This window comes from Streptomyces sp. x-19, from assembly GCF_046549115.1.
GTDB lineage: Bacteria > Actinomycetota > Actinomycetes > Streptomycetales > Streptomycetaceae > Streptomyces > Streptomyces albulus_C.
In genome coordinates, this window is record NZ_JAJPWK010000003.1 from 796,086 (window position 1) to 815,409 (window position 19,324).

Annotated in this window: 16 protein-coding genes; 10 read left to right on the forward strand and 6 right to left on the reverse strand. The window is 75.1% G+C overall.

Annotation, left to right across the window (positions count from 1 at the left end):
* Positions 1 to 138 precede the first annotated feature (138 nt).
* Together ACLJT4_RS12210 and ACLJT4_RS12215 are read left to right on the forward strand one after the other, a co-directional pair.
* Entirely contained in the window at positions 139 to 1,023 is an 885-nt protein-coding gene (locus tag ACLJT4_RS12210; protein WP_411122285.1) for an ABC transporter substrate-binding protein, read from the forward strand.
* A 115-nt stretch (positions 1,024 to 1,138) separates the two neighbouring features.
* A complete protein-coding gene (locus ACLJT4_RS12215; protein ID WP_411122286.1) occupies positions 1,139 to 1,972 on the forward strand; it encodes a heparin lyase I family protein in 834 nt (277 codons plus the stop codon).
* A gap of 287 nt (positions 1,973 to 2,259) precedes the next feature.
* Here the strand turns inward: ACLJT4_RS12215 and ACLJT4_RS12220 are convergent, their stop codons facing one another.
* The 3 genes from ACLJT4_RS12220 to ACLJT4_RS12230 all read right to left on the reverse strand — a co-directional run bounded on the left by ACLJT4_RS12220 (position 2,260) and on the right by ACLJT4_RS12230 (position 5,049).
* Positions 2,260 to 2,736 (reverse strand): hypothetical protein, encoded by a 477-nt coding sequence (locus tag ACLJT4_RS12220; protein WP_411122287.1) that lies wholly within the window; start codon positions 2,734 to 2,736, stop codon positions 2,260 to 2,262.
* Between the two features lie 160 nt (positions 2,737 to 2,896).
* The gene (locus ACLJT4_RS12225; protein ID WP_411122288.1) at positions 2,897 to 4,210 is read right to left on the reverse strand and encodes an aspartate aminotransferase family protein; all 1,314 of its coding nucleotides are present in this window, start codon (positions 4,208 to 4,210) and stop codon (positions 2,897 to 2,899) included.
* Positions 4,207 to 5,049, reverse strand: coding sequence for a nitrilase-related carbon-nitrogen hydrolase (locus ACLJT4_RS12230; protein ID WP_016578982.1), 843 nt, complete (start codon positions 5,047 to 5,049; stop codon positions 4,207 to 4,209). The genes ACLJT4_RS12225 and ACLJT4_RS12230 overlap by 4 nt, the downstream gene beginning before the upstream one ends.
* A 248-nt stretch (positions 5,050 to 5,297) precedes the next feature.
* Between ACLJT4_RS12230 and ACLJT4_RS12235 the strand changes: the two genes are divergently transcribed.
* From ACLJT4_RS12235 to ACLJT4_RS12245, 3 genes are read left to right on the forward strand one after another with little or no spacing between them, the layout of a single operon-like run.
* Positions 5,298 to 5,729 carry a MarR family winged helix-turn-helix transcriptional regulator gene (locus ACLJT4_RS12235; RefSeq protein ID WP_275462194.1) on the forward strand — a complete coding sequence of 144 codons (432 nt, stop codon included), beginning with the start codon at positions 5,298 to 5,300 and terminating at the stop codon, positions 5,727 to 5,729.
* The gene (locus ACLJT4_RS12240) at positions 5,726 to 7,210 is read left to right on the forward strand and encodes an MFS transporter (protein ID WP_411122289.1); all 1,485 of its coding nucleotides are present in this window, start codon (positions 5,726 to 5,728) and stop codon (positions 7,208 to 7,210) included. The genes ACLJT4_RS12235 and ACLJT4_RS12240 overlap by 4 nt, the downstream gene beginning before the upstream one ends.
* A 37-nt stretch (positions 7,211 to 7,247) precedes the next feature.
* A complete protein-coding gene (locus ACLJT4_RS12245; RefSeq protein ID WP_411122290.1) occupies positions 7,248 to 7,802 on the forward strand; it encodes an isochorismatase family protein in 555 nt (184 codons plus the stop codon).
* On the opposite strand, the gene ACLJT4_RS12250 is transcribed toward ACLJT4_RS12245, so the two are convergent.
* Together ACLJT4_RS12250 and ggt are read right to left on the reverse strand one after the other, a co-directional pair.
* Complete coding sequence (locus tag ACLJT4_RS12250) at positions 7,783 to 9,300, reverse strand: amidase (RefSeq protein ID WP_411122291.1); 1,518 nt, start codon at positions 9,298 to 9,300, stop codon at positions 7,783 to 7,785. The two genes, ACLJT4_RS12245 and ACLJT4_RS12250, sit on opposite strands and share 20 nt — an antisense overlap.
* A gap of 183 nt (positions 9,301 to 9,483) precedes the next feature.
* Complete coding sequence (gene ggt / locus ACLJT4_RS12255; protein ID WP_411122292.1) at positions 9,484 to 11,337, reverse strand: gamma-glutamyltransferase; 1,854 nt, start codon at positions 11,335 to 11,337, stop codon at positions 9,484 to 9,486.
* Between the two features lie 243 nt (positions 11,338 to 11,580).
* Here ggt and ACLJT4_RS12260 point away from each other — a divergent pair, with 243 nt between their 5' ends.
* The 4 genes from ACLJT4_RS12260 (at position 11,581) to ligD (ending at position 17,021) form a co-directional block, all read left to right on the forward strand.
* A complete protein-coding gene (locus ACLJT4_RS12260) occupies positions 11,581 to 12,324 on the forward strand; it encodes a hypothetical protein (RefSeq protein WP_411122293.1) in 744 nt (247 codons plus the stop codon).
* A gap of 50 nt (positions 12,325 to 12,374) precedes the next feature.
* Entirely contained in the window at positions 12,375 to 13,475 is a 1,101-nt protein-coding gene (locus tag ACLJT4_RS12265) for a calcium:proton antiporter (protein WP_411122294.1), read from the forward strand.
* Positions 13,476 to 13,725: 250 nt separating this feature from the next.
* Complete coding sequence (locus ACLJT4_RS12270) at positions 13,726 to 15,978, forward strand: MMPL family transporter (RefSeq protein ID WP_411122295.1); 2,253 nt, start codon at positions 13,726 to 13,728, stop codon at positions 15,976 to 15,978.
* A gap of 62 nt (positions 15,979 to 16,040) precedes the next feature.
* Entirely contained in the window at positions 16,041 to 17,021 is a 981-nt protein-coding gene (ligD, locus tag ACLJT4_RS12275) for a non-homologous end-joining DNA ligase (RefSeq protein ID WP_411122296.1), read from the forward strand.
* A 111-nt stretch (positions 17,022 to 17,132) separates the two neighbouring features.
* On the opposite strand, the gene ACLJT4_RS12280 is transcribed toward ligD, so the two are convergent.
* Positions 17,133 to 18,062, reverse strand: a complete 930-nt coding sequence (locus tag ACLJT4_RS12280; protein WP_411122297.1) for a hypothetical protein — start codon at positions 18,060 to 18,062, stop codon at positions 17,133 to 17,135.
* Between the two features lie 183 nt (positions 18,063 to 18,245).
* Between ACLJT4_RS12280 and ACLJT4_RS12285 the strand changes: the two genes are divergently transcribed.
* The gene (locus ACLJT4_RS12285; RefSeq protein ID WP_411122298.1) at positions 18,246 to 19,280 is read left to right on the forward strand and encodes a glutathione S-transferase family protein; all 1,035 of its coding nucleotides are present in this window, start codon (positions 18,246 to 18,248) and stop codon (positions 19,278 to 19,280) included.
* Positions 19,281 to 19,324 lie beyond the last annotated feature (44 nt).

Consider the following 19,324-nt stretch of genomic DNA (forward strand, 5'->3'; position numbering starts at 1 on the left):
GAGGGGTGCGGGGGCGACCGGATGGGCAGGTAACAGACTCCGACCCACAACTTCGAAAGCGATGACGGAACCACACCTTCACAATCGGCACTGAGGGCGTCAAAAGGCTCACGGATGACGCCAGAAAGGCGATGCGCCATGGAGCAGAGCACGCCGTGGGAGTTCTCCGACGACCGCGGGCGCCTGGTGGTGGCCGGAAGCCGGCCGGAACGGATCGTGGCGTACATACCGGCGGGGGCGACGCTGTGGGACCACGGCATCCGCCCCGCGGGCCTGTTCGGGTCCCAGCACGACGGGGTGGCGGCCGACCCGGCCAAGGCCGGTGAGCTGCCGTTGGACGAGATCCCGTACCTCGGATCGGGCAGCGCACTGCACCCGGACGCCGTGCTGGCGGCCCGCCCGGACCTCGTGGTGGCGGTGACCTACGACGGGGAGCAGGTGTACGGCCTGGAGGCGAAGGTCGCACAGGAGCTGGAGGAGCAGGTCCCGGTGGCGACCGTCGCGGTGGGTCCGGGGCGCAGCCTGCCCGAAGTGCGGGAGCGCTTCGCGGCACTGGCCGGCTCCCTGGGGCACGGTGAACCACGCACGCTCGCGAAGGAGTTGGACGACGCCGAGGACGAGCTGCGACGGGCCGGCGGCGGTCCGGTGCGGCCGCGGGTGGTGGCGCTCTCCCCCGCCGGGTCGGACAGGGTGCACCTGGCCCGCCCGGGCACCTGGCCGGACCTGCGGGCGCTGGCCGAGCACGGCGTGGAGCTGCCGGAACCGGTGGCCGGGGCCGGCACCAACTGGTCGACGGTGGGCTGGGCGGAGGCCGCCGCGCTCGCCCCGGACGTGGTCCTGATCGACGTCCGGGCCAACGCCGCCCGGGTCGAGGCGCTGCGGACGGACGAGCACTGGCGGGCGATCGAGTCCCGGGTGCAGTTGCTGCCGTGGAACCCCGAGGCCCCGGTCAGCCGGCGCGCCCACACCCGTTTCTTCACCGAGGTGGCCGGCGCGGTGCGGGCGGCCGCCGCGCGGAAGTAGCGTCCGGGCTCCCGCGGTGCACCGGACGTCGGCGGCCCGGCCACCCCCTTGACGGCAACTGGCAACAAACCTAACTTTCACTCCCGTCCCCCACCTCCACGTCGGGAGTCCACCCATGGAGCAACCCCTAACCCCCCACCTCCGTAGGGGAGTTGCCCTCCTCGTCGGAATCGCGCTGACCGGCGCCTGTTCCGCGGCCGCCCAGCTGGCCCCGCCCGCGGCCCGGCCCGGCGGCGCGCACCCGTCCGCCGCGCGCGCGGCCGCGCCGTGGCGCGCCGATCCGGCGCGGGGCACCGCCGACTTCGAGGGCACGGAGACCAAACCGGGCACGGTGCGGGTCGCCGACGATCCGACCGGGCGGCACGGGAAGTCCTTCACGCTGCACACCTCCGGCGACAAGCTCGACGGCCCCACCCGGGTGCGGGTGGAGACCCGCGGCCACCGCACCGCCAACGGCCCGCTCCGCTTCTCCCGCGAGGGCGACGTCGTCTACGTCGGCTGGCGCTCGATGTGGGGTCCGCTGCCGACGAAGAAGGGCGACTGGGTGGTCCTGTGGCAGCTCAAGGACTACGGTCCGGGCGCCGCCACCCCACCGCTGTCGCTGCGCGCCCGGGGCGACGGCACCGTGGACCTGGAGTACTGCGACCCGCAGTTGCGGACCACCCGGCTCTGGCAGGCGCCGATCGCCCTGAACACCTGGCACGACTTCGTCCTCGGCATCAAGGTCTCGAAGGACCCGGGGCGCGGCTGGGTGCGGCTCTGGCACGACGGCGCGGCCCAGCAGTTGCCCGGCGGCTCCGAGCAGTACCCCGCGGCGACCCTGCGCGCCTCCTGGGTCACCGACAAGTGGGGGGTCTACCGCTCCGACGGCATCAAGGGGCCGGCCACCGCCTGGCTCAACTCCCCGGCCGTGGGCGGCCGTTACGAGGAGGTGGCACCCAAGGGCTGACCGTGGGGCACCGCGTGGGCCCGGATGCGCCCGGCGGGTCGGGGCGGGGCCGGCCGCGGCCCTTCCGCGGCCGGCCGGGCGGCGGGTGCGCGACCACCCGCCGAGACTGTAAGATCATCACGTAACTCCGGCCCACGGGCGGGAGTCACGCGTCTGTGGTCCAAGGAAAGACGCCCATCATCCGATGGGAAATGTAGGTGCAAGGCCTGCCGGGCGCTCCACACGAAGGGCCCCCGCTCATCGAGCGGGGGCCCTTTCTCGTGTGCTGCGGCAGGCACCGCGGTGCGTCACTGCCCGAAGCTTCCCTGACACAGCGTCAACAGGTCCGGGCGCACCTTGCCGGCGGCCATCTGGCAGATCACCCGTGGGTCCACGGAGCGGTGCGCGGCCGGGGCGCGCACCGCGGGATGGTGCGGGGGCGGTGCGGCCTGCGCGGGCCGTGGCCGTTCGCGGTGGTGGGCCGGCCGGGGGTGCTGCGGATGCGGCGCGGCGGGGAGCCGTCCGCGGTGCGGGGCCGGCGCGTCCGCCGCGGCCCCGTCCGCTTCCGCGACGGCGGCGTCCTCGGGCGGTTCCGGTGGCCGCGGTGCGGTCACCACCTGTTCGTGCGCGGTCCCTTCGGACGGCGCCCGGGTCGCGGGGCGTTCGGGCACGGACGGCGCCGGACGGGGCCCGGGCGGCGCCGTCCGGGACGCCGGGACGGACATGCAGCCGGTGACCGTGGCCAACACCGCGGCCGTCAGGACGAGGAGGGGAGGGGTGCGCACGGTCCCACCGTTCCGGCCGCGCCCCGGCCGGACAAGCAACACGCCGGGGAACCACGCGCACGAGGGAGCACGGGGGTGTCCGGTCGACGCGCGCGGCGCCGCGGCCGGGGCACCCCTCGGGGTGACCGGGGCGGCGCGGGCCGGGCGCGGCGCACGTCGGTCAGCGCCGTGCGAGGTTCGCCCGCGTCCACCGCAGGGCGTCCGCGAGCAGTTCGGCACCGTGCTCCGCCTCGGCGACGGTGAGTGTGAGCGGCGGGGCGATGCGGAGCGAGGCGCCGCCCCGGCCGCCCTTGCCGACCAGCAGCCCGCGTTCCCGCGCGGCCTCCAGGACCAGGGTGGCGGCCTCCGGGGACGGCTCGTCGGTGCCCGGTCGGACCAGCTCCACCCCGATCATCAGGCCCCGCCCGCGCACCTCCCGCACCACGTCGAGGCCGGCGGTCACCGCCCGCAGCCGCTCGATGAGCAGTCCGCCGACCCGCCGGGCGTTGCCCTGGAGGTCGTGCTCCAGGAGGTAGGTGAGGTTGGCCAGGCCGGCGGCCATGGTGATCGGGCTGCCGCCGAAGGTCGAGATGGAGTTGGCGGGCAGGCAGTTCATGATCTCGGCGCGGGCCACCACCCCGCCGATGGACATGCCGTTGCCGATGCCCTTGGCGAAGGTGAGCAGGTCCGGCGGGCCGTTCTCGCCGTGCGCCTGCCAGCCCCAGAAGTGCTCGCCGGTGCGGCCCCAGCCGGTCTGCACCTCGTCGCTGATCCACAGGATCCCCTCGCGGGCCAGGACCTCGCGGAACGCCGCGTACAGCCCGTCCGGCGGTGCGGTGAAGCCGCCGACGCCCTGCACCGGTTCGGCGATCAGCGCGGCGACGCCGCCCGCGGCCTGCTGGAGCACGTCCTCCAGGTCGGCGACGCAGGCCGCGGTGTACGCGGCGTCGTCGAGGTCGGCGTACGGGCCGCGGGAGCGGACCCCGCCGTGGACGTAGAGGGTCTGCAGCGGCGAGAGGCTGGTGGGTGACCAGCTCTGGTTGCCGGTGATGCCGACGGTGGAGAAGGAACGGCCGTGGTAGCTGTTGCGCATCGCCAGGATCTGGTTGGACCGGCGGTGGGTCGTGGCCAGGAGCAGTGCGGTGTCGTTGGCCTCGGTGCCGGAGGTGGTGAAGAAGACCCGGGCGTCGGGGATGCCGGAGAGCGCGGCGATCCGCTCCGCCAACTCCACCATGGGGCGGGAGAGGTACAGCGTGGAGGAGTGCAGGAGACGGCCGGCCTGCTCGCTGATCGCCTTGGTGACCTCCGGCAGGGCGTGCGCGGTCATCGTGGTGAGGATGCCACCGAAGAAGTCGAGGTAGCGGGTGCCGTCGGCGTCCCAGACGTACCGGCCCTCGCCGTGGGTGAGCTCCAGGGGGCGGTCGTAGTAGAGGCTCAACCAGGACGGCATGACGGCCTGGTGGCGGGCGTGCAGGCTTGCGGCGTCGGACGTCACGGCTGCACCAGCCCCTCGTAGGCGTCGGGGCGCCGGTCGCGGTAGAACGCCCACTGCTGGCGGACCTCGTCGATCAGGCCGAAGTCCAGGTCGCGGACGACCAGTTCCTCCTTGGAGTCGCTGGCGGGATCGCCGACGACCTGGCCGCGCGGGTCGACGAAGTAACTGGAGCCGTAGAAGTCGTTGTCGCCGTACTCCTCCACGCCGACCCGGTTGATCGCGGCGACGAAGTACTCGTTGGCGACCGCGGCCGCGGGCTGTTCCAGCCGCCAGAGGTACCCCGACAGTCCGCGCGAGGTGGCGGACGGGTTGTAGACGAGCTGGGCGCCGTTGAGGCCCAACTGCCGCCAGCCCTCCGGGAAGTGCCGGTCGTAGCAGATGTAGACGCCGATCCGGCCGACGGCGGTGTCGAAGACCGGCCAGCCGACGTTCCCCGGGCGGAAGTAGTACTTCTCCCAGAACCCCTTGACCTGCGGGATGTGGTGCTTGCGGTACTTGCCGAGGACGGTGCCGTCGGCGTCGATGACGGCCGCGGTGTTGTAGTAGAAGCCGGACTGCTCGACCTCGAAGACCGGCACGACGATCACCATCTGGGTCTCGCGGGCGAGGTCCTGCATCCGCCGCACGGTCGGGCCGTCCGGCACCGGCTCCGCCCAGCGGTAGTGCTCCGGCTCCTGGACCTGGCAGAAGTACGGGGCGTTGAAGACCTCCTGGAAGCCTATCACCTTGGCACCCTGCGCGGCCGCCGCCCGGGCGTGCTCCTCGTGTTTCGCGATCATCGATTCGGTGTCGCCCGTCCAGGTCGCCTGGACCAGTGCGGCACGCACAACATCGGCCATGAGCTGCTCCTTTGTCGCTGCGTCAGCCTGCGGTGCGCGGATCTACGCGTGTGGAGGCGACCGTAAGCCCCGTCACCGACCGTGGCAAGACCATCTCCCAGCACGGCGCGGCGATCGGGTGCGCGGGTCCGGACCGGGGCCGAGCGGGCCGCTCAGCGCGACGGCGCGGGCGGGAGGGAGCACCGGGAGGACAGCAAGAACGACAGGCAAACTTGCAAGTTTGCCTGTCGGGCTTCTACGCTCGGAGCATGCCCGACAAGGACCAGGAACGGCTCGCCACCGATCTCGGCGCGACGGTGTCCCTGCTGATGCGCCGGCTGCGCGCCGCCTCGCCGCAGGGCGAGCTGTCCCCCACGCAGCGCGCGGTGCTCGCCCGGATCGACGCCGACGGGCCGTCCACCATCGCGGCACTGGCCCGCGCCGAGCTGGTGCGCCCGCAGTCGATGCGGGTGACCGTCGGCGCCCTGGAGGAGCACGGGATCCTCGCCCGCAGCCCGCACCCCACCGACGGGCGGCAGGTGGTCTTCTCGCTCACCGAGGAGGGCCGCCGGGTGCTCCGGGACGTCCGGGCCGCCAAACACGACTGGCTCGCGGTGGCCGTCGCCGAGCGGTTGACCGCCGACGAGCGGCGGACACTGGCCGAGGCGACCGCGTTGATACGACGGCTGACCGAGGAATGAGCGCCCCCGACGCCCCGGACCGGACCGCCGGCCAGACCGCCGGCCGGACCACCGCCGACACCGCCGGCCCGGCCGCGCACCGCCCCGCGCCCCCGGCCGCCGACCGCGGCTTCGGCGCCCGGCTGATGACGCCGCTGCTGCTGGGGTCGCTGCTCAATCCGATCAACTCGACGATGATCGCCACCGCGCTGGTGGCGATCGGCCGGGACTTCCGGGTCGGCGCCGCCGACACCGCGTGGCTGATCTCGGCGATGTACCTCGCCAGCGCGGTGGGCCAGCCGACGCTGGGCCGGGTCGCCGACCGGATCGGGCCGCGCCGGGTGTTCGTCGCCGGCACCGTGGCGGTCGGTGCAGCCGGACTGATCGGCGCGCTGGCGCCGACCTTCACGCTGCTGGTCGTCTCCCGGATCGTCCTCGGCATCGGCACCGCGGCCGCCTACCCGGCGGCGATGGCGATGCTGCGCGCCGAGTCGCGGCGGGTGGGCCGGCCCACCCCCCGGGCGGTGCTCGGGCGGCTCTCCCTGGCCGCGCTGGCGAGTGCCGCGGTCGGCCCCACCCTCGGCGGGCTGCTGGCCGCGACCGCGGGCTGGCGGGCGGTCTTCGCGGTCAACATCCCCCTCGCGCTGCTGGCGCTGGTCGGTGCGCTGGCCTGGCTCCCGGCCGACCGGGACGCCCGGGCCGCGCACGGTGCCGCGCCGGCCGACGCCGCCCGCGGCGGCCTGGACCCGTTCGGCATCGCGCTCTTCGCCTCCGCACTGACCTGCGCGATGTTCTTCCTGCTGCGGCTGGACGCCCCGCGGTGGCCGCTGCTCGCGCCGACCGCGGCGCTGACCGCCGTCCTGGTCTGGTGGCAGCTGCGCCACCCCCGACCCTTCATCGACCTGCGGATGCTGGCCCGCAACCGGGCCCTGGCGCTGACCTACCTCCGGCACGGGCTGACCTACCTGGTCATCTACTGCGTGCTGTACGGCTACAGCCAGTGGCTGGAGCAGGGGCACGGCTTCTCGTCGTTCCACGCCGGACTGGTGATGCTGCCCATGTCCGGCGCGGCGGCGGTCTGCTCGCTGGCCGGCGCCCGGACGAAGGGCATCCGCGCCCCGCTGACCGTCGCCGCGGCCTGCCTGACCGCGGGCAGCGCCGTCTTCCTGCTGCTGCACGGCACCAGTCCGCTGCCACTGCTGCTCGTCGCGGGGGCGCTGTTCGGCATCCCGCAGGGGCTGGCCTCCACCGGCAACCAAGCCGCCGTCTACGCCCAGGCCCCGGCCGACGGCGTGGGCGCGGCCGCCGGGCTCCAGCGCACCGCCCAGTACCTCGGCGCGATCACCGCGTCCAGCCTGATCGGGCTCTGGTACGGGCAGCGGGCCACGGACCCGGGACTGCACTCGATCGCGCTGACCGGCGTGATCCTCGGCGGGCTCCTGCTCGCCGTCACCCTCGCCGACCGGACGCTGCGCACCGCGGGCGACCGGAGCTTCGGCTGACCCACCACCAACCACCGACCCACCATGGAGAGTTACCGTGCCTGCCAGCACTCTTGACCCGAACACCGCCCTGGTCCTGATCGACCTTCAGAAGGGCATCACCGGGCTGCCCACCGTCCACCCCGCCGACGAGGTCGTGGCCCGCGCGGCCCGGCTGGCCGCGGCGTTCCGCGCCCACGGCCTGCCGGTCGTCCTGGTGAACGTCACCGGTGGGGCGCCGGGCCGCACCGAGGCCGGGCGGGCCGGCGGCGGCACCCCGCCGGCCGACTGGGCCGAGCTGGTCGGGGAACTGGACCGGCAGCCGGGCGACGTGCTCGTCACCAAGGAGCGGTGGGGCGCCTTCCACGGCACCGAGCTGGACGCCGAGCTGCGCCGGCGCGGCGTCACCCAGGTCGTGTTCGGCGGGATCGCCACCAGCATCGGCGTGGAGTCCAGCGCCCGCGCCGCGTACGCGCACGGCTACCACGTCACGATCGCCGTCGACGCGGTGACCGACCTGGACCCGGAGGCGCACCGCAACAGCGTGGAGCGGATCTTCCCGCGGCTGGGCGAGACCGACACCACCGAGGCGATCATCGGCCTCCTGGGCTGAGGGCGGCGTCCGGTACGGGGTGCGGTTCGGGGTGCCGCTCGTGCCACCGCAGGGCGTCCTGCAACTGGGCGGCCAGTGAGATCAACCGCGGTTCGCCGTGCGCCGGGCCGAGCAGTTGCGCGCCCAGCGGCAGGCCGTCGGCGCTGAAGCCGGCCGGCACGCTGATGCCCGGCCAGCCCAGCACGTTCCACGGCCAGGCGTACGGGCAGGCCGCGATCATGGCTCGGTCGGTCTGCCAGCCGCTGAGCCGGGCCAGGGTGCCCACGCGCGGCGGCGGGGTCGCGGTGGTCGGGGTCAGCAGCACGTCGTAGCGGCCGAACAGCGCGCCGATGCGGCTCTGCTGGCGCCGTTCCGCGGCCCGGGCGCGGCGCAGCACCGGTCCGCCGAGCAGGCGGCCCAGCCGCGCCGCCTCCCGGGTGCGGCGGTCCAGCAGCCGGGGGTCGGGGACCCGGGCGGCCCACTCGCCCACCCCGGCCGTGGCGCGCGGGACGAAGGCCAGTCCGACCAGCCCGTAGTCGGGTTCGGCCTCCTCGACGAAGTGGCCCAGGCCGGCCAGGGTGCGGGCCACCGCGGTGACCGCGGTCCGCACGTCGGGGTGCAGGGGTTTGCGGGTGAAGGTGGTGGGGGCCTTCCAGGCGAGCGCGATGCGCAGCTTCCCGGGGTCCCGGCCGGCCGCCTCGTGGGCCGCGATGGCCGGTGGCCGGTGCAGGTCGCCGGCGTGGTTGCCGCTGGCGACGTCCAGCAGCAGCGCGGCGTCCTGGACCGTGCGGGCCAGCGGGCCGATGCCGGTGATGCCTTGGAACGCCTCGGGGTCCGGCCAGGTGGAGATCCGGCCGCGCTGCGGTTTGATGCCGACGAGGTGGGACCAGGCGGCGGGGATCCGGACCGAGCCGGCGCCGTCGGTGCCGAGTGCGGCGGGGACCAGTCCGGCGGCGACCGCGGCGGCCGAGCCGCCGGAGGAGCCGCCGGGGGTGTGCGCGAGGTTCCAGGGGTTGCGGGTGTCGCCGAAGGCCGGGCCCTCGGTGAACGGCCACTGCCCGAGTTCGCAGGCGTTGGTCTTGCCGACGATGACCGCGCCGGCCGCGCGCAGCCGCCGGACGACCTCGGCGTCGTGCGGCTTGGGCGGGAACACCCCGGCGCAGCCGAACGCGGTGGGTTCGCCCGCCACGTCGGTGTCGTCCTTGACCGCGACCGGCACCCCGAGCAGCGGCAGCCGCTCCCCGTCGGCGAGCCGGCGGTCCGCCTCCGCGGCCTCGGCGAGGGCGGCCTCGGCCCGGACCCGGCGGAAGGCGTTGACGGTCTCCTGGGTGGCGGCGATGCGGTCGAGGCAGCGCTGCACCAGCGCGGTGGCGGTGACCCGCCCGTCGGCCAGTGCCCGGGCCTGATCGGCGAGCCCCTCCCACTGTCCGTCCAGGTTCCCGGCCGGGGCGGACGCCGGGCGGCGGGGGCGTTCCGGGGACGATCCGGTCCGGCGTTCCTGGCTCTCGTCAACGCTCACGCTGCGTGCCCTCCCTGGGACCGCTCATGCCAACGAACGGTCCCAGGAGGCTAATAGGACCCGCTGGGGGCGGCAACGACGCCGCGCGGCGCGACACGCCGACGACACACGGACGGCACACACGGCCCGCCCGGGCGGCCTCGCAGGCGCCTCGCCGGTCGCCGGCCGCCCCGCGCGGGAGCGTCACGGCGCCGGCTGGACGACCCTCGCCGAGCCGCCGCCGCGCCGGACCTTCTCGGCCGCCGCGAGCCAGCGGCCGTCCGGCAGGCGTTGCACCCCGGTGGCCGCGCCGATCTCCGGGTTCAGCTTGAAGGTGTGGCCGAGGGCTTCGAGTTGCTTGCGCAGCGGGCTGTTCCACAGTGCCGGTTCGAGCTCGGTGGCGGCGGCGTTGCGCTGGCTGGCGCGCGGCGCCGCGATGGCGTCGACCAGCGACATCCCGCGGTCGAGGTGGTTGACCAGGGTCTGCAGCACGGTGGTGATGATGGTGGCGCCGCCGGGCGAGCCCAGCGCCAGTACGGGGTCGCCGTGGCGCAGCACGACGGTCGGGGAGATGGAGGAGCGCGGCCGCTTGCCGGGGCCGGGCAGGTTCGGGTCGTGCACGGCCGGGTCGGCGGGGGCGAAGGAGAAGTCGGTCAGTTCGTTGTTGAGCAGGAAGCCACGGCCGGGGACGGCGATGCCGCTGCCGCCGGTCTGCTCGATGGTGAGGGTGTAGGCGACGACGTTGCCCCACTTGTCGGCGGCGGTGAGGTGGGTGGTGTTCTCGCCCTCGTACGTCGTCGGCGCGGCCTTGCCGGTGGTGCCGCAGGGCGTCGGGTGGCGCGGGTCGCCGGGCGCGAGCGGGCTGGTGAGCGCCTTGTCGTCGTGGATCAGGCACTCCCGGGAGGCGGCGAACCGCTTGGAGGTGAGGCCCTTGACGGGGACGTTCTCGTAGGCCGGGTCGCCGACCCAGCGGCCGCGGTCGGCGAAGGCGATCCGGCTGGCCTCGATGTAGCGGTGCAGGAACTGCGCCTCGGACAGGTGCGAGAGGTCGCTCCTCTCCAGGATGTTGAGGGCTTCGGCGACGCTGGTGCCGCCGGAGGACGACGGGGCGATGCCGTAGACGTCCAGGCCGCGGTAGGTGGTGTGGGTCGGGCGGTGGCTGAGCGTGCGGTAGGCGCGCAGGTCGGCGGCGGTCAGGTCGCCGGGCCGGACCTTGCGGGTGGCGCCGGAGCGGACGGGGGGCTGCTGGACGGTGCGGACGATGTCCCGGCCGATGTCGCCGCGGTAGAGCGCGCCGACGCCCTGCTGCCCCAACTCGCGGTAGGTGCGGGCCAGATCGGGGTTCTTCAGGGTCGAGCCGACGACGGGGAGCTTGCCGCCGGGCAGGAAGAGGTCGGCGGTGGCCGGGAAGTCGCGGAACCGCGCCTCGTTGTCGGCGGTCTGCTGGCGGAAGGTCGCGTCGACGGTGAAGCCGTTCGCGGCGATCTTCTCGGCCGGCTGGAGCACCTGCGCCAGGGAGCGACTGCCCCACTTCTTGAGGGCGCTGTCCCAGGTGGCGGGGGTGCCGGGGGTGCCGATGCTGAGTCCGCTGGTGACCGCGTCGTCGAACGGTATCGGCTTGCCGTTCTCCAGGAAGAGGGCCTTGGTGGCGGAGCGGGGGGCGGTCTCGCGGCCGTCGAGGGTGCGGACGGTCTTGGACTTGGCGTCGTAGTAGACGAAGTAGCCGCCGCCTCCGACGCCGGCGGAGTAGGGCTCCGTGACGCCGAGGGCGGCGGCGGTGGCGACCGCGGCGTCGACCGCGTTGCCGCCCTTGCGGAGCACCTCGATGCCGGCGGCCGAGGCGTCCGCGTCGACGCTGGAGACCGCTCCGCCGTAGCCGACGGCGACCGGGGTCTTGGCGGGGGCGGCTGTGTCTTCGGCGTATTCGGCGTGTTCGGCGTGTTCGGCGGCGGGGCCGGGGCGGGGTGCCGCGGTCCGGGCGGCGGCCGGGACGGCCATCAGGGAACCGGCCAGTGCGGCCGCGACTCCCAGGACGGTGAGACGTCGGGCGTTCGACATACCTGGAATTCCTCCAAGGGCTGCGCGATGGGGGGCGGCAGGGGCCGGAGCCTACCGGGGCCAACACCGTGCCGACAGGGGGTGCTTCAGGGTGCGGCTGCGCCGTTCGGGGCGGCGCGGACGCGGGGACGGTTCGGGGCCGAAGGCGTACGCTCCCGCCGATTCGGGACGGTTCCGGGCAAGCGGCGCGGACCGGCGGGCCGGCCTCGAACACCCGCCCGACAGCCGCTACGCTCGCCCGCCATGAACGACACCCTGCTGCTCCTGACCGCGGCGGTCGCCCTCCTGGTGGGGCTGGCCGCCGGCTGGGCCGGACCCTCTGCGGTGGCCCGCCGGAAGCACGCCCGCGAACAGGACTTCTTCGGGCTGCCCGACGGCTCCGAGTGCGTCCTGGTCACCCACCGGGACAGCGCCGCGGCCCAGTGGAGCATCCCGCGGCACGACGCGCTGGCGCTGCTGGGGCTGGCCTCGGTGGTCGAGAACTGCGGTGCGCACCCGGAGGTCGCCCCGCACGACACCGGGCTCCAGGGCTTCGGGGCGCGGACCGAGTTCTGCGTCGGCGACCCGACCGCGCACCGCCGGCTGGCGGCCCACATGGCGAACCTGCTGCCGGGCGTCGCGGTCCACCCGGGTGACGCGACCGGCGCCGGCCGGGGCACCCTCACCATCGGCGGGACGGCGTACCGGGTGGAGCCGGGGGCGGTGGAGCACGTACTGCTGGCCCGGCTGACGGCCGGGGAGGGCGGTCGGCCGGTGTTCCTGGCGGCCGGTCAGCGGCCGGTCACCCACCGGGCGGCGGTGCGCCACCTGGTCCGCAACCGGTCCCGGCTGGCCCGCCGGTACGGCGCGGACGGGCAGTTCGCGCTGCTGCTGAAGGTCGTCAACTCGCAGGCGTACGGGCCCGATGTGGTGGAGCTGGTGGCCGATGTCAGCAAGGCGGCGCTGGCTCCGCCGGAGACCAAGGGGCAGCACCGGGCGACGGCCTGAGGCGGCTTCACCGACGGGCGGGGGTCCGGCTTCTCTGCCAAGCTCGGGGCATGACTCCCCGGCCGCGAACGCCCTTGGTGCACTGGACCGGTGTGCTGCCGGTCCTGGCGGTGGTGCTGCTCGCTTTCATCTGGGGCCGGACGCTGCCCAGCGCGCTGGTGGGCGTGGTGTCGCTGTTCCTGGCCGCGGCGGTGCTGGCCGCGGTCCATCACGCGGAGGTGATCGCGCACCGGGTGGGCGAGCCGTTCGGGTCGCTGGTGCTGGCGGTCGCGGTGACCATCATCGAGGTGGCGCTGATCGTCACGTTGATGGTCGACGGCGGGGAGAAGAGCGCCGGGCTGGCGCGGGACACGGTCTTCGCCGCCGTCATGATCACCTGTAACGGCATCGTCGGGCTCTGCCTCCTGATCGGCGCGCTCAAGCGGCGGGTGGCGGTCTTCAACGCCGAGGGCACCGGGGCGGAGCTGGCCTCGGTCGCCACGCTGGCCGGACTGAGCCTGGTGCTGCCGTCCTTCACCACCACGACGCCCGGGCCGCAGTTCTCCGGTCCGCAGCTGGTCTTCGCGGCGCTCGCGGCGCTGGCGCTGTACGGCCTGTTCGTCACCACCCAGACCATCCGGCACCGGGACTACTTCCTGCCGCTCACCACGGCCGGCGAGGTGATCGACACCGAGGACCACGCCGACCCGCCGTCCCTCAGGGCCGCACTGAGCAGTCTGGGACTGTTGGTGCTGGCGTTGGTCGCGGTGGTCGGGCTGGCCAAGGCGGTCTCGCCCACCATCGAGACCGGGGTGGCCTCGGCGGGCCTGCCGTCGTCGGTGGTGGGCGTGGTGATCGCGCTGCTGGTGCTGCTGCCGGAGACCATCGCGGCGGTCCGGGCGGCCCGCCGGGACCGGATGCAGACCAGCATCAACCTCGGCCTGGGCTCGGCGATGGCCAGCATCGGCCTGACGATCCCCGCGGTCGCGCTGGCCACCATCTGGCTCAAGGGCCCGCTCGTGCTGGGCCTGGGCGCCAGCCACATGGTGCTGCTGGCGCTCACCGTCACCGTCGGCACCCTGACGGTCGTGCCCGGCCGGGCCACCGTGCTCCAGGGCAGCGTCCACCTGACGCTGTTCGCGGCGTACCTCGTGCTGGCGGTCAGCCCCTGACGGGGCGGGCGTGAGCGTGGTCACCCGGGGCGTCGGAACGCCGAAGAATGGTTTATCGTTCAATTGGCGGCGTGCCCCATGGGCCGCGCCCCACGAGCAGCCCCGGCTGGGTTCCCCCGTCCGGCCGGGGCTTCCCCCTCCCCCCCCGTGCCCCGGTACGGCGGCGCCCCGCCCCGTACGCCCGCGGCCGCACCACCCGTCTCGCTCCCCCCGCATGCCGCCGCGGCCGAACGCGCCTTGAATGCGAGGCATGTCGTCACCGAAAGCGCCGGACCGCCGGCGTCCCGAGGGCGCACTGCGACGCCTCGGGGAGTGGTGTGCCCGGCACGCCGTGGTCGTCGTCGTGCTGTGGCTGGTGGGACTGGCCGCGGTCCAGGTGCTCCAGCGGACGTGCGGCGGGCGGTACGCCGACGACTTCTGGCTCCCCGGCGCCCAGTCCACCCGGGGCCGCGCGGTCCTCACCGCCCACCACCCGACCGCCGGCGGGGACACCGGCCAGGTGGTACTGCACGCCGACCGACCGCTGACCGAGGTCGCCGACCGGATCACGAACGCCCGGGCGGCGCTGGCCCGGCTGCCGGCGGTGCGGTCCGCGCAGAGCCCGCTGCCACCGCCCGGCGCCCGGCCCGCAGCCCCGCCGCCCGGCCCGGCGCACACCGGGCCACTGACCGCCGACGGCCGGACCGGCTACCTCACGCTCCACCTCCGCGACACCCCCGCCGACCTGGGGACGGACGTCCTGGCCGGCGTGGACCGGGCGGTGGCACCGCTGCGCGCCGCGGGCGTCCGCGTCGAGTACGGCGGGGTGCTCGGCGACCTGGCACGGCCGGCCGGCGACGACCGGCCGGGCGAACTGGTCGGGTGCGCGGTGGCGCTGCTGGTGCTGCTGGCCGGGTGCGGCAGCGCCCTGGCCGCCGGGGTGCCGCTGCTGACCGCGTTGATCGGCGTGGTCGGCGGACTGGGCTGCCTGGGGCTGCTCGGCGCCGCCTTCCCCTTCGCCACCCGCTCCCCCGCGGTGGCCACCATGCTCGGCCTCGGCGTCGGGATCGACGCCGCGCTGCTCCTGATCGCCCGTCACCGGCAGTACCTGGCGGACGGCGCGCCGGCGGCGGTCGCCGCGGGGCGGGCGGTGGCGAGCAGCGGCCGGACGGTACTGCGCTGCGGGGGCACGGTGCTGCTCGCGCTGGCCGGGCTGCCGCTGGCCGGCATCGGGTTCCTCACCGGGGTGGGCGTCGCCGCGGCGCTCGCCGTCGTCACCGCGGTCCTCACGGCGCTGACCCTGGTACCCGCCCTGCTCGGGCTGCTGGGCCGGCGGATCGAACGGTTCCGGGTGCCCCGTCCGGGCGCCGCGGGGGTCCCGGCACCCGGCCCACGCCGGGCGGCGCACCACCCGTGGCCGTACCTGGTGGGCGCGGTGCTGGTGCTCGCGGTGCTCGCGGTCCCGGCGTGGTCGCTGCGGCCGGGGCACGTCGACGAGGGCGCGGACCCGCCGTCGTCCACCGGCCGCCGGGCGCACGACCTGATGGCCGCCGCGTTCGGCCCCGGCGCGAACGGGCCGCTGACGCTGGTCATCGACCGCACCGCGGTGCCGGAGGCGGACCGCCCGGCGCTCGCGGACCAGGCCCGGCGCGTCCTCGGGCGGATCCCCGGCACCGCCACGGTCACCCCGCTGCGGCCGTCCCCGGACGGCGCGGTGCTCTCCGCCACCGCCCAACCGCTGACGGACCCGCAGGACGCGGCGACCACCGCGCTCACCCGGCGGCTGAGGGACTCCGTGCTGCCGCGGGCGGTCCGCGGGTACGAGGCGCACGGCTACGTCACGGGCGCCACCGCGGCGCGGGTCGACTTCGTGGCCCTGCTCGCCGCCCGGCAGCCGCTGATCATCGTGGTGCTGGTCGGCCTGGCGTTCCTGAACGTCCTGCTGCTGTGCCGGGGCGTGCTGATTGCGGTGCAGGCCGCGGTGTGCACCGGGCTGACGCTCGCGGCGTCCGTGGGGGTGGTGGTGGCCGTCTTCCAGTGGGGCTGGGGCGGCCCGGTGCTGGGCGTCGCCGGGCCCGTTCCGGTGGAGGGGCACGTCCCGGTGACGTTGTGCGCGGTCCTCGCCGGAGTGAGCACGGGCTCCGCGCTCCTCGCGCTCTCCCCGGTCCGCCCCGGCCGGCCGCGGCACGCGGACCCGCCCCCGGGCCGCTCCCCCGCCCCGGCGGTCCTCGCCGGTGCCGCGCTGGTGACGGCGGGCGTCTTCGCCGCCTTCGTGCTGAGCGACGACGTGGCGGTGCGGATGCTCGGGCTGGGTCTGGCGGTGGGCGTGCTGCTCGACGCGACGGTGGTGCGGCTGGTGCTGGTGCCGGCGCTGCTGGCGCTGCTGGGGCGGCGGGCCTGGTGGACGCCGTGGTGGCTGGCGCGGGCCGTGCCGGCCCGGGCCCCCGGGCCGGTGGAGTCACCGCGCCCCGAGCCCCCGCGGCCCGCGGAACCGGTCGGACGGTCCGGGGTGCCACCGCGCTGACCGCGGGCCGAACGGCCGCGGCCCGCCCTGCGGGGACCAGCGGGGCCGCCGATCATCGGAGTATGGCCCCGACCCCCGGGGGCGGCGGCGCGGCCCCGCCCCCGTATCCCGTGATCCGGCCGATGCTGGCCGTGCTCGGGCCGCTGCCGCCCGAGCACGAGCAGGTCGACTGGGCGTTCGAAGCCAAGTGGGACGGGGCCCGGTGCCTGGTCAACGCGCCGGGCGACGGCACCGTCCGGCTGGTCACCCGGGCCGGCAACGACGCCACCACCACCTACCCGGAGCTGGGACCGCTCGGGCAGCAGTTGCGCGGGCGCCCCGCCGTGCTGGACGGCGAGGTGGTGGTGCTGGACCCGTCCGGGCGGCCGGACTTCGGGCTGTTGCAGCGTCGGATGGGCGTGCTCAACCCGCGCCGCACCGCCCGGCTGGCGATGGAGGTGCCGGCGCAGCTGGTGCTGTTCGACGTGATGTACCTGGCCGGGCCGCTGGTGGACGCGCCGTACCACGCGCGGCGGGCGGTGTTGGAGGGCCTCGGGCTGGCCGGCCCCAACTGGTCGGTGCCGGGGTACCTGGCCGGCCACGGCGACCGGGCGTGGCAGGCGGCGCTGCGCGGCGGCCTGGAAGGCGTGGTGGCCAAGCGGTTGTCCTCGCCTTACCTCCCCGGGGTGCGCTCGCCCGACTGGGTCAAGACCAAGCACGTGGAGACGCTGGACGTCGTCATCGGCGGCTGGACGGAGGGGCACGGGGCGCTCGGCGGGCTGCCCGGGTCGGTACTGGCGGGCGTGGTGGAACCGGGTGGGCTGCGGTTCGTGGGCGCCGTCGGGTCGGGCCTGTCCGACGCCGAGCGACGGGAACTGGCGAGCTACCTCGGCGTGATCCCGCTGGACCGCTCGCCGTTCGTCAACCCCGTGGACCAGACGGGGGTGCACTGGACGGAACCCCGGCTGGTGGCCGAGATCACCATCAGCGGCTGGACCTCGGCGGGCCGGATCCGGCATCCGGTCTGGCACCGGCTGCGGCCCGACCTGACCCGGCTGGGCTGAGCCGCCCGGACCTGCCGGCACAGGGGCCGCGGGGCCCGGACGGGGGCACGACCGTGGGACGGCACGGACGTGACCACCGGTACGGGTCGCCTCACCGGCGGCCCGGCGCCGTCACGGGCGGCAGAACGCCGCCACCGCGACCGAGCCCCCGGCGTTCTCGTCGTCCGAGCCGAGGACGCCGCTGCGGGAGCCGGGCAGACAGGCCAGCGCCTCGACCTTGTGGCCGACGACCGTCGCCAGGCGCCGCGGACGCTCGGACACCGTCAGCCGGACCCGGCCGTCCGCGGTGACGCCGACCCGTCCGGCGTCGTACAGCGCGGAGGCGAACGGGCCGTCGTCCCCCGGGTCGGACGCCGACGACACGGTCAACCGGCCGTCCGCGGCGACCTTCACGTCCGAGACGTGCCGGACGTCAGCCGTCGGATAGGGCGCCCGGAATTCCGCCGAGACCGGCTTTTCGAAGGAGTTGTCCGCCGTATTCCACACGGCCGCCGACAACGTCGCCGGACGGTCGTCCTGGCCACGGTCCGCCCACACCGCGACGGTTTTCCCGTGGCTGACGAAGAGCGCGAAACCCTCGTAATTGGCGTCCGGCGAAATGCCGGGCAGCTGGAACGTGCCGAGCACCCGCGCGGTGTCGCCCTCCCGGACGACGCGGTAGGCGGTGCCGCTGCTGGCCAGCGCCACGAACTCGTGCGGGCGACCGGGGACCGCGTCGATCGCCTCCAGGTCCACCGGCAGGTCGCCGACCCAGTCGAGCGGCTGCACCTGCGGTCCGGCGTCGGGGCGCAGACCTATCGCCACCAGCCGGTTCTGGTCCGGCTTCTTGTTGTCGCGGACGCCGACGGCGTCGATCGCGGCGCCGTGCCGACCCTCGATCGCCAGGCCGCTGATGCCGGCCGTGATGCCGTCCCCGACCCGCTGCCAGTCGGTGCCGCCGGGGCGGGACGCGGCGGCCGGATGCTGCTCCTGTGCGGTGGCCGTCGTCGGCGCCAGCAACGCGACACCGGCGAGGGCCACACCTATTGCCTTCTTGATCATCGGGCGATGATAGGTGAATCCCGTCAATTACCGGTGAGTTGGCGCTTTCGCATTCCGCGGGGCTCCGGACATTCCCTCAGGATTCACCGTGCGCCGGGCGGCTGACGCACCGGGAGAATCCCCCGTCGGGGCGGAAGTCATGGGGGGACGCCACCCCATGGCCCCCTACGGAAGGACCCGGCGATGCCCGCCCCCGACCCCGCTCCCGCCGACGCCGGCAACCCCGCGTACGGCCACCGGCCCTTCACGCGCTCCCGGAGCCACTTCGCCGACCGGGTCACCGCCGACGGCCGCGACGGCTGGCCGGTGGCGGCCGGCCGCTATCGGCTGGTGGTCAGCCGCGCCTGCCCCTGGGCGAGCCGCGCGGTGATCTCCCGACGGCTGCTCGGCCTCGAAGACGCCGTGTCGCTCGCCGTCGTCGACCCGCTCCAGGACGACCGCAGCTGGCGCTTCACCCTCGACGCCGACGGGCGCGACCCGGTCCTCGGCATCCGCTTCCTCAGCGAGGCGTACGACGCCCGCGAGCGCGACTACCCCGGCGGCGTCAGCGTCCCCGCGCTCGTCGACGTCCCCAGCGGGCAGCTCGTCACCAACGACTTCCAGCAGCTCACGCTGGACTTCGCGACCGAGTGGACGGCGCTGCACCGGCCCGGTGCGCCCGACCTCTATCCACAAGCCCACCGCGCGGAGATCGACGCGGTGATGGCGGACGTCTACCGGGACGTCAACAACGGCGTGTACCGGGCCGGATTCGCCACCGGCCAGGGCGAGTACGACGAGGCGTTCGGCGCGCTCTTCGCGCGGTTGGACCGGCTCGCCGACCGGCTGTCCGACCGGCGCTACCTGGTCGGGGACACGCTCACCGAGGCGGACGTCCGCCTGTTCACCACGCTGGTCCGCTTCGACCCCGTCTACCACGGCCACTTCAAGTGCAACCGGTTCAAGCTGGCCGAGGACCCGGTGCTGTGGGCGTACGCCAAGGACCTCTTCCAGACCCCCGGATTCGGCGACACGGTGGACTTCCACCACATCAAGCAGCACTACTACCGGGTGCACACCGGCATCAACCCCACCGGCATCGTCCCACTCGGTCCGGACCTGTCCGGTTGGCTGACCCCGCACCACCGCGAGGAGTTGGGCGGCCGGCCGTTCGGCGACGGCACGCCGCCGGGTCCGGTCCGGCCCGGCGAGGAGGTCCCGCCGTCGGGGCGCCCCTGACCACCCGACCGTAGGGGGCACCGATTGTCGGGTCCGGCACAGCG

Excerpts from the sequence above, each read along its gene's own strand:
- ACLJT4_RS12210 (WP_411122285.1), top strand. The coding sequence starts at position 139 with ATGGAGCAGAGCACGCCGTGGGAGTTCTCCGACGACCGCGGGCGCCTG.
- ACLJT4_RS12215 (WP_411122286.1), top strand. The coding sequence starts at position 1,139 with ATGGAGCAACCCCTAACCCCCCACCTCCGTAGGGGAGTTGCCCTCCTC.
- ACLJT4_RS12230 (WP_016578982.1), bottom strand. The coding sequence starts at position 5,049 with ATGGCCGATGTTGTGCGTGCCGCACTGGTCCAGGCGACCTGGACGGGC.
- ACLJT4_RS12235 (WP_275462194.1), top strand. The coding sequence starts at position 5,298 with ATGCCCGACAAGGACCAGGAACGGCTCGCCACCGATCTCGGCGCGACG.
- ACLJT4_RS12240 (WP_411122289.1), top strand. The coding sequence starts at position 5,726 with ATGAGCGCCCCCGACGCCCCGGACCGGACCGCCGGCCAGACCGCCGGC.
- ggt (WP_411122292.1), bottom strand. The coding sequence starts at position 11,337 with ATGTCGAACGCCCGACGTCTCACCGTCCTGGGAGTCGCGGCCGCACTG.
- ACLJT4_RS12260 (WP_411122293.1), top strand. The coding sequence starts at position 11,581 with ATGAACGACACCCTGCTGCTCCTGACCGCGGCGGTCGCCCTCCTGGTG.
- ACLJT4_RS12265 (WP_411122294.1), top strand. The coding sequence starts at position 12,375 with ATGACTCCCCGGCCGCGAACGCCCTTGGTGCACTGGACCGGTGTGCTG.
- ACLJT4_RS12270 (WP_411122295.1), top strand. The coding sequence starts at position 13,726 with ATGTCGTCACCGAAAGCGCCGGACCGCCGGCGTCCCGAGGGCGCACTG.
- ligD (WP_411122296.1), top strand. The coding sequence starts at position 16,041 with ATGGCCCCGACCCCCGGGGGCGGCGGCGCGGCCCCGCCCCCGTATCCC.
- ACLJT4_RS12280 (WP_411122297.1), bottom strand. The coding sequence starts at position 18,062 with ATGATCAAGAAGGCAATAGGTGTGGCCCTCGCCGGTGTCGCGTTGCTG.
- ACLJT4_RS12285 (WP_411122298.1), top strand. The coding sequence starts at position 18,246 with ATGCCCGCCCCCGACCCCGCTCCCGCCGACGCCGGCAACCCCGCGTAC.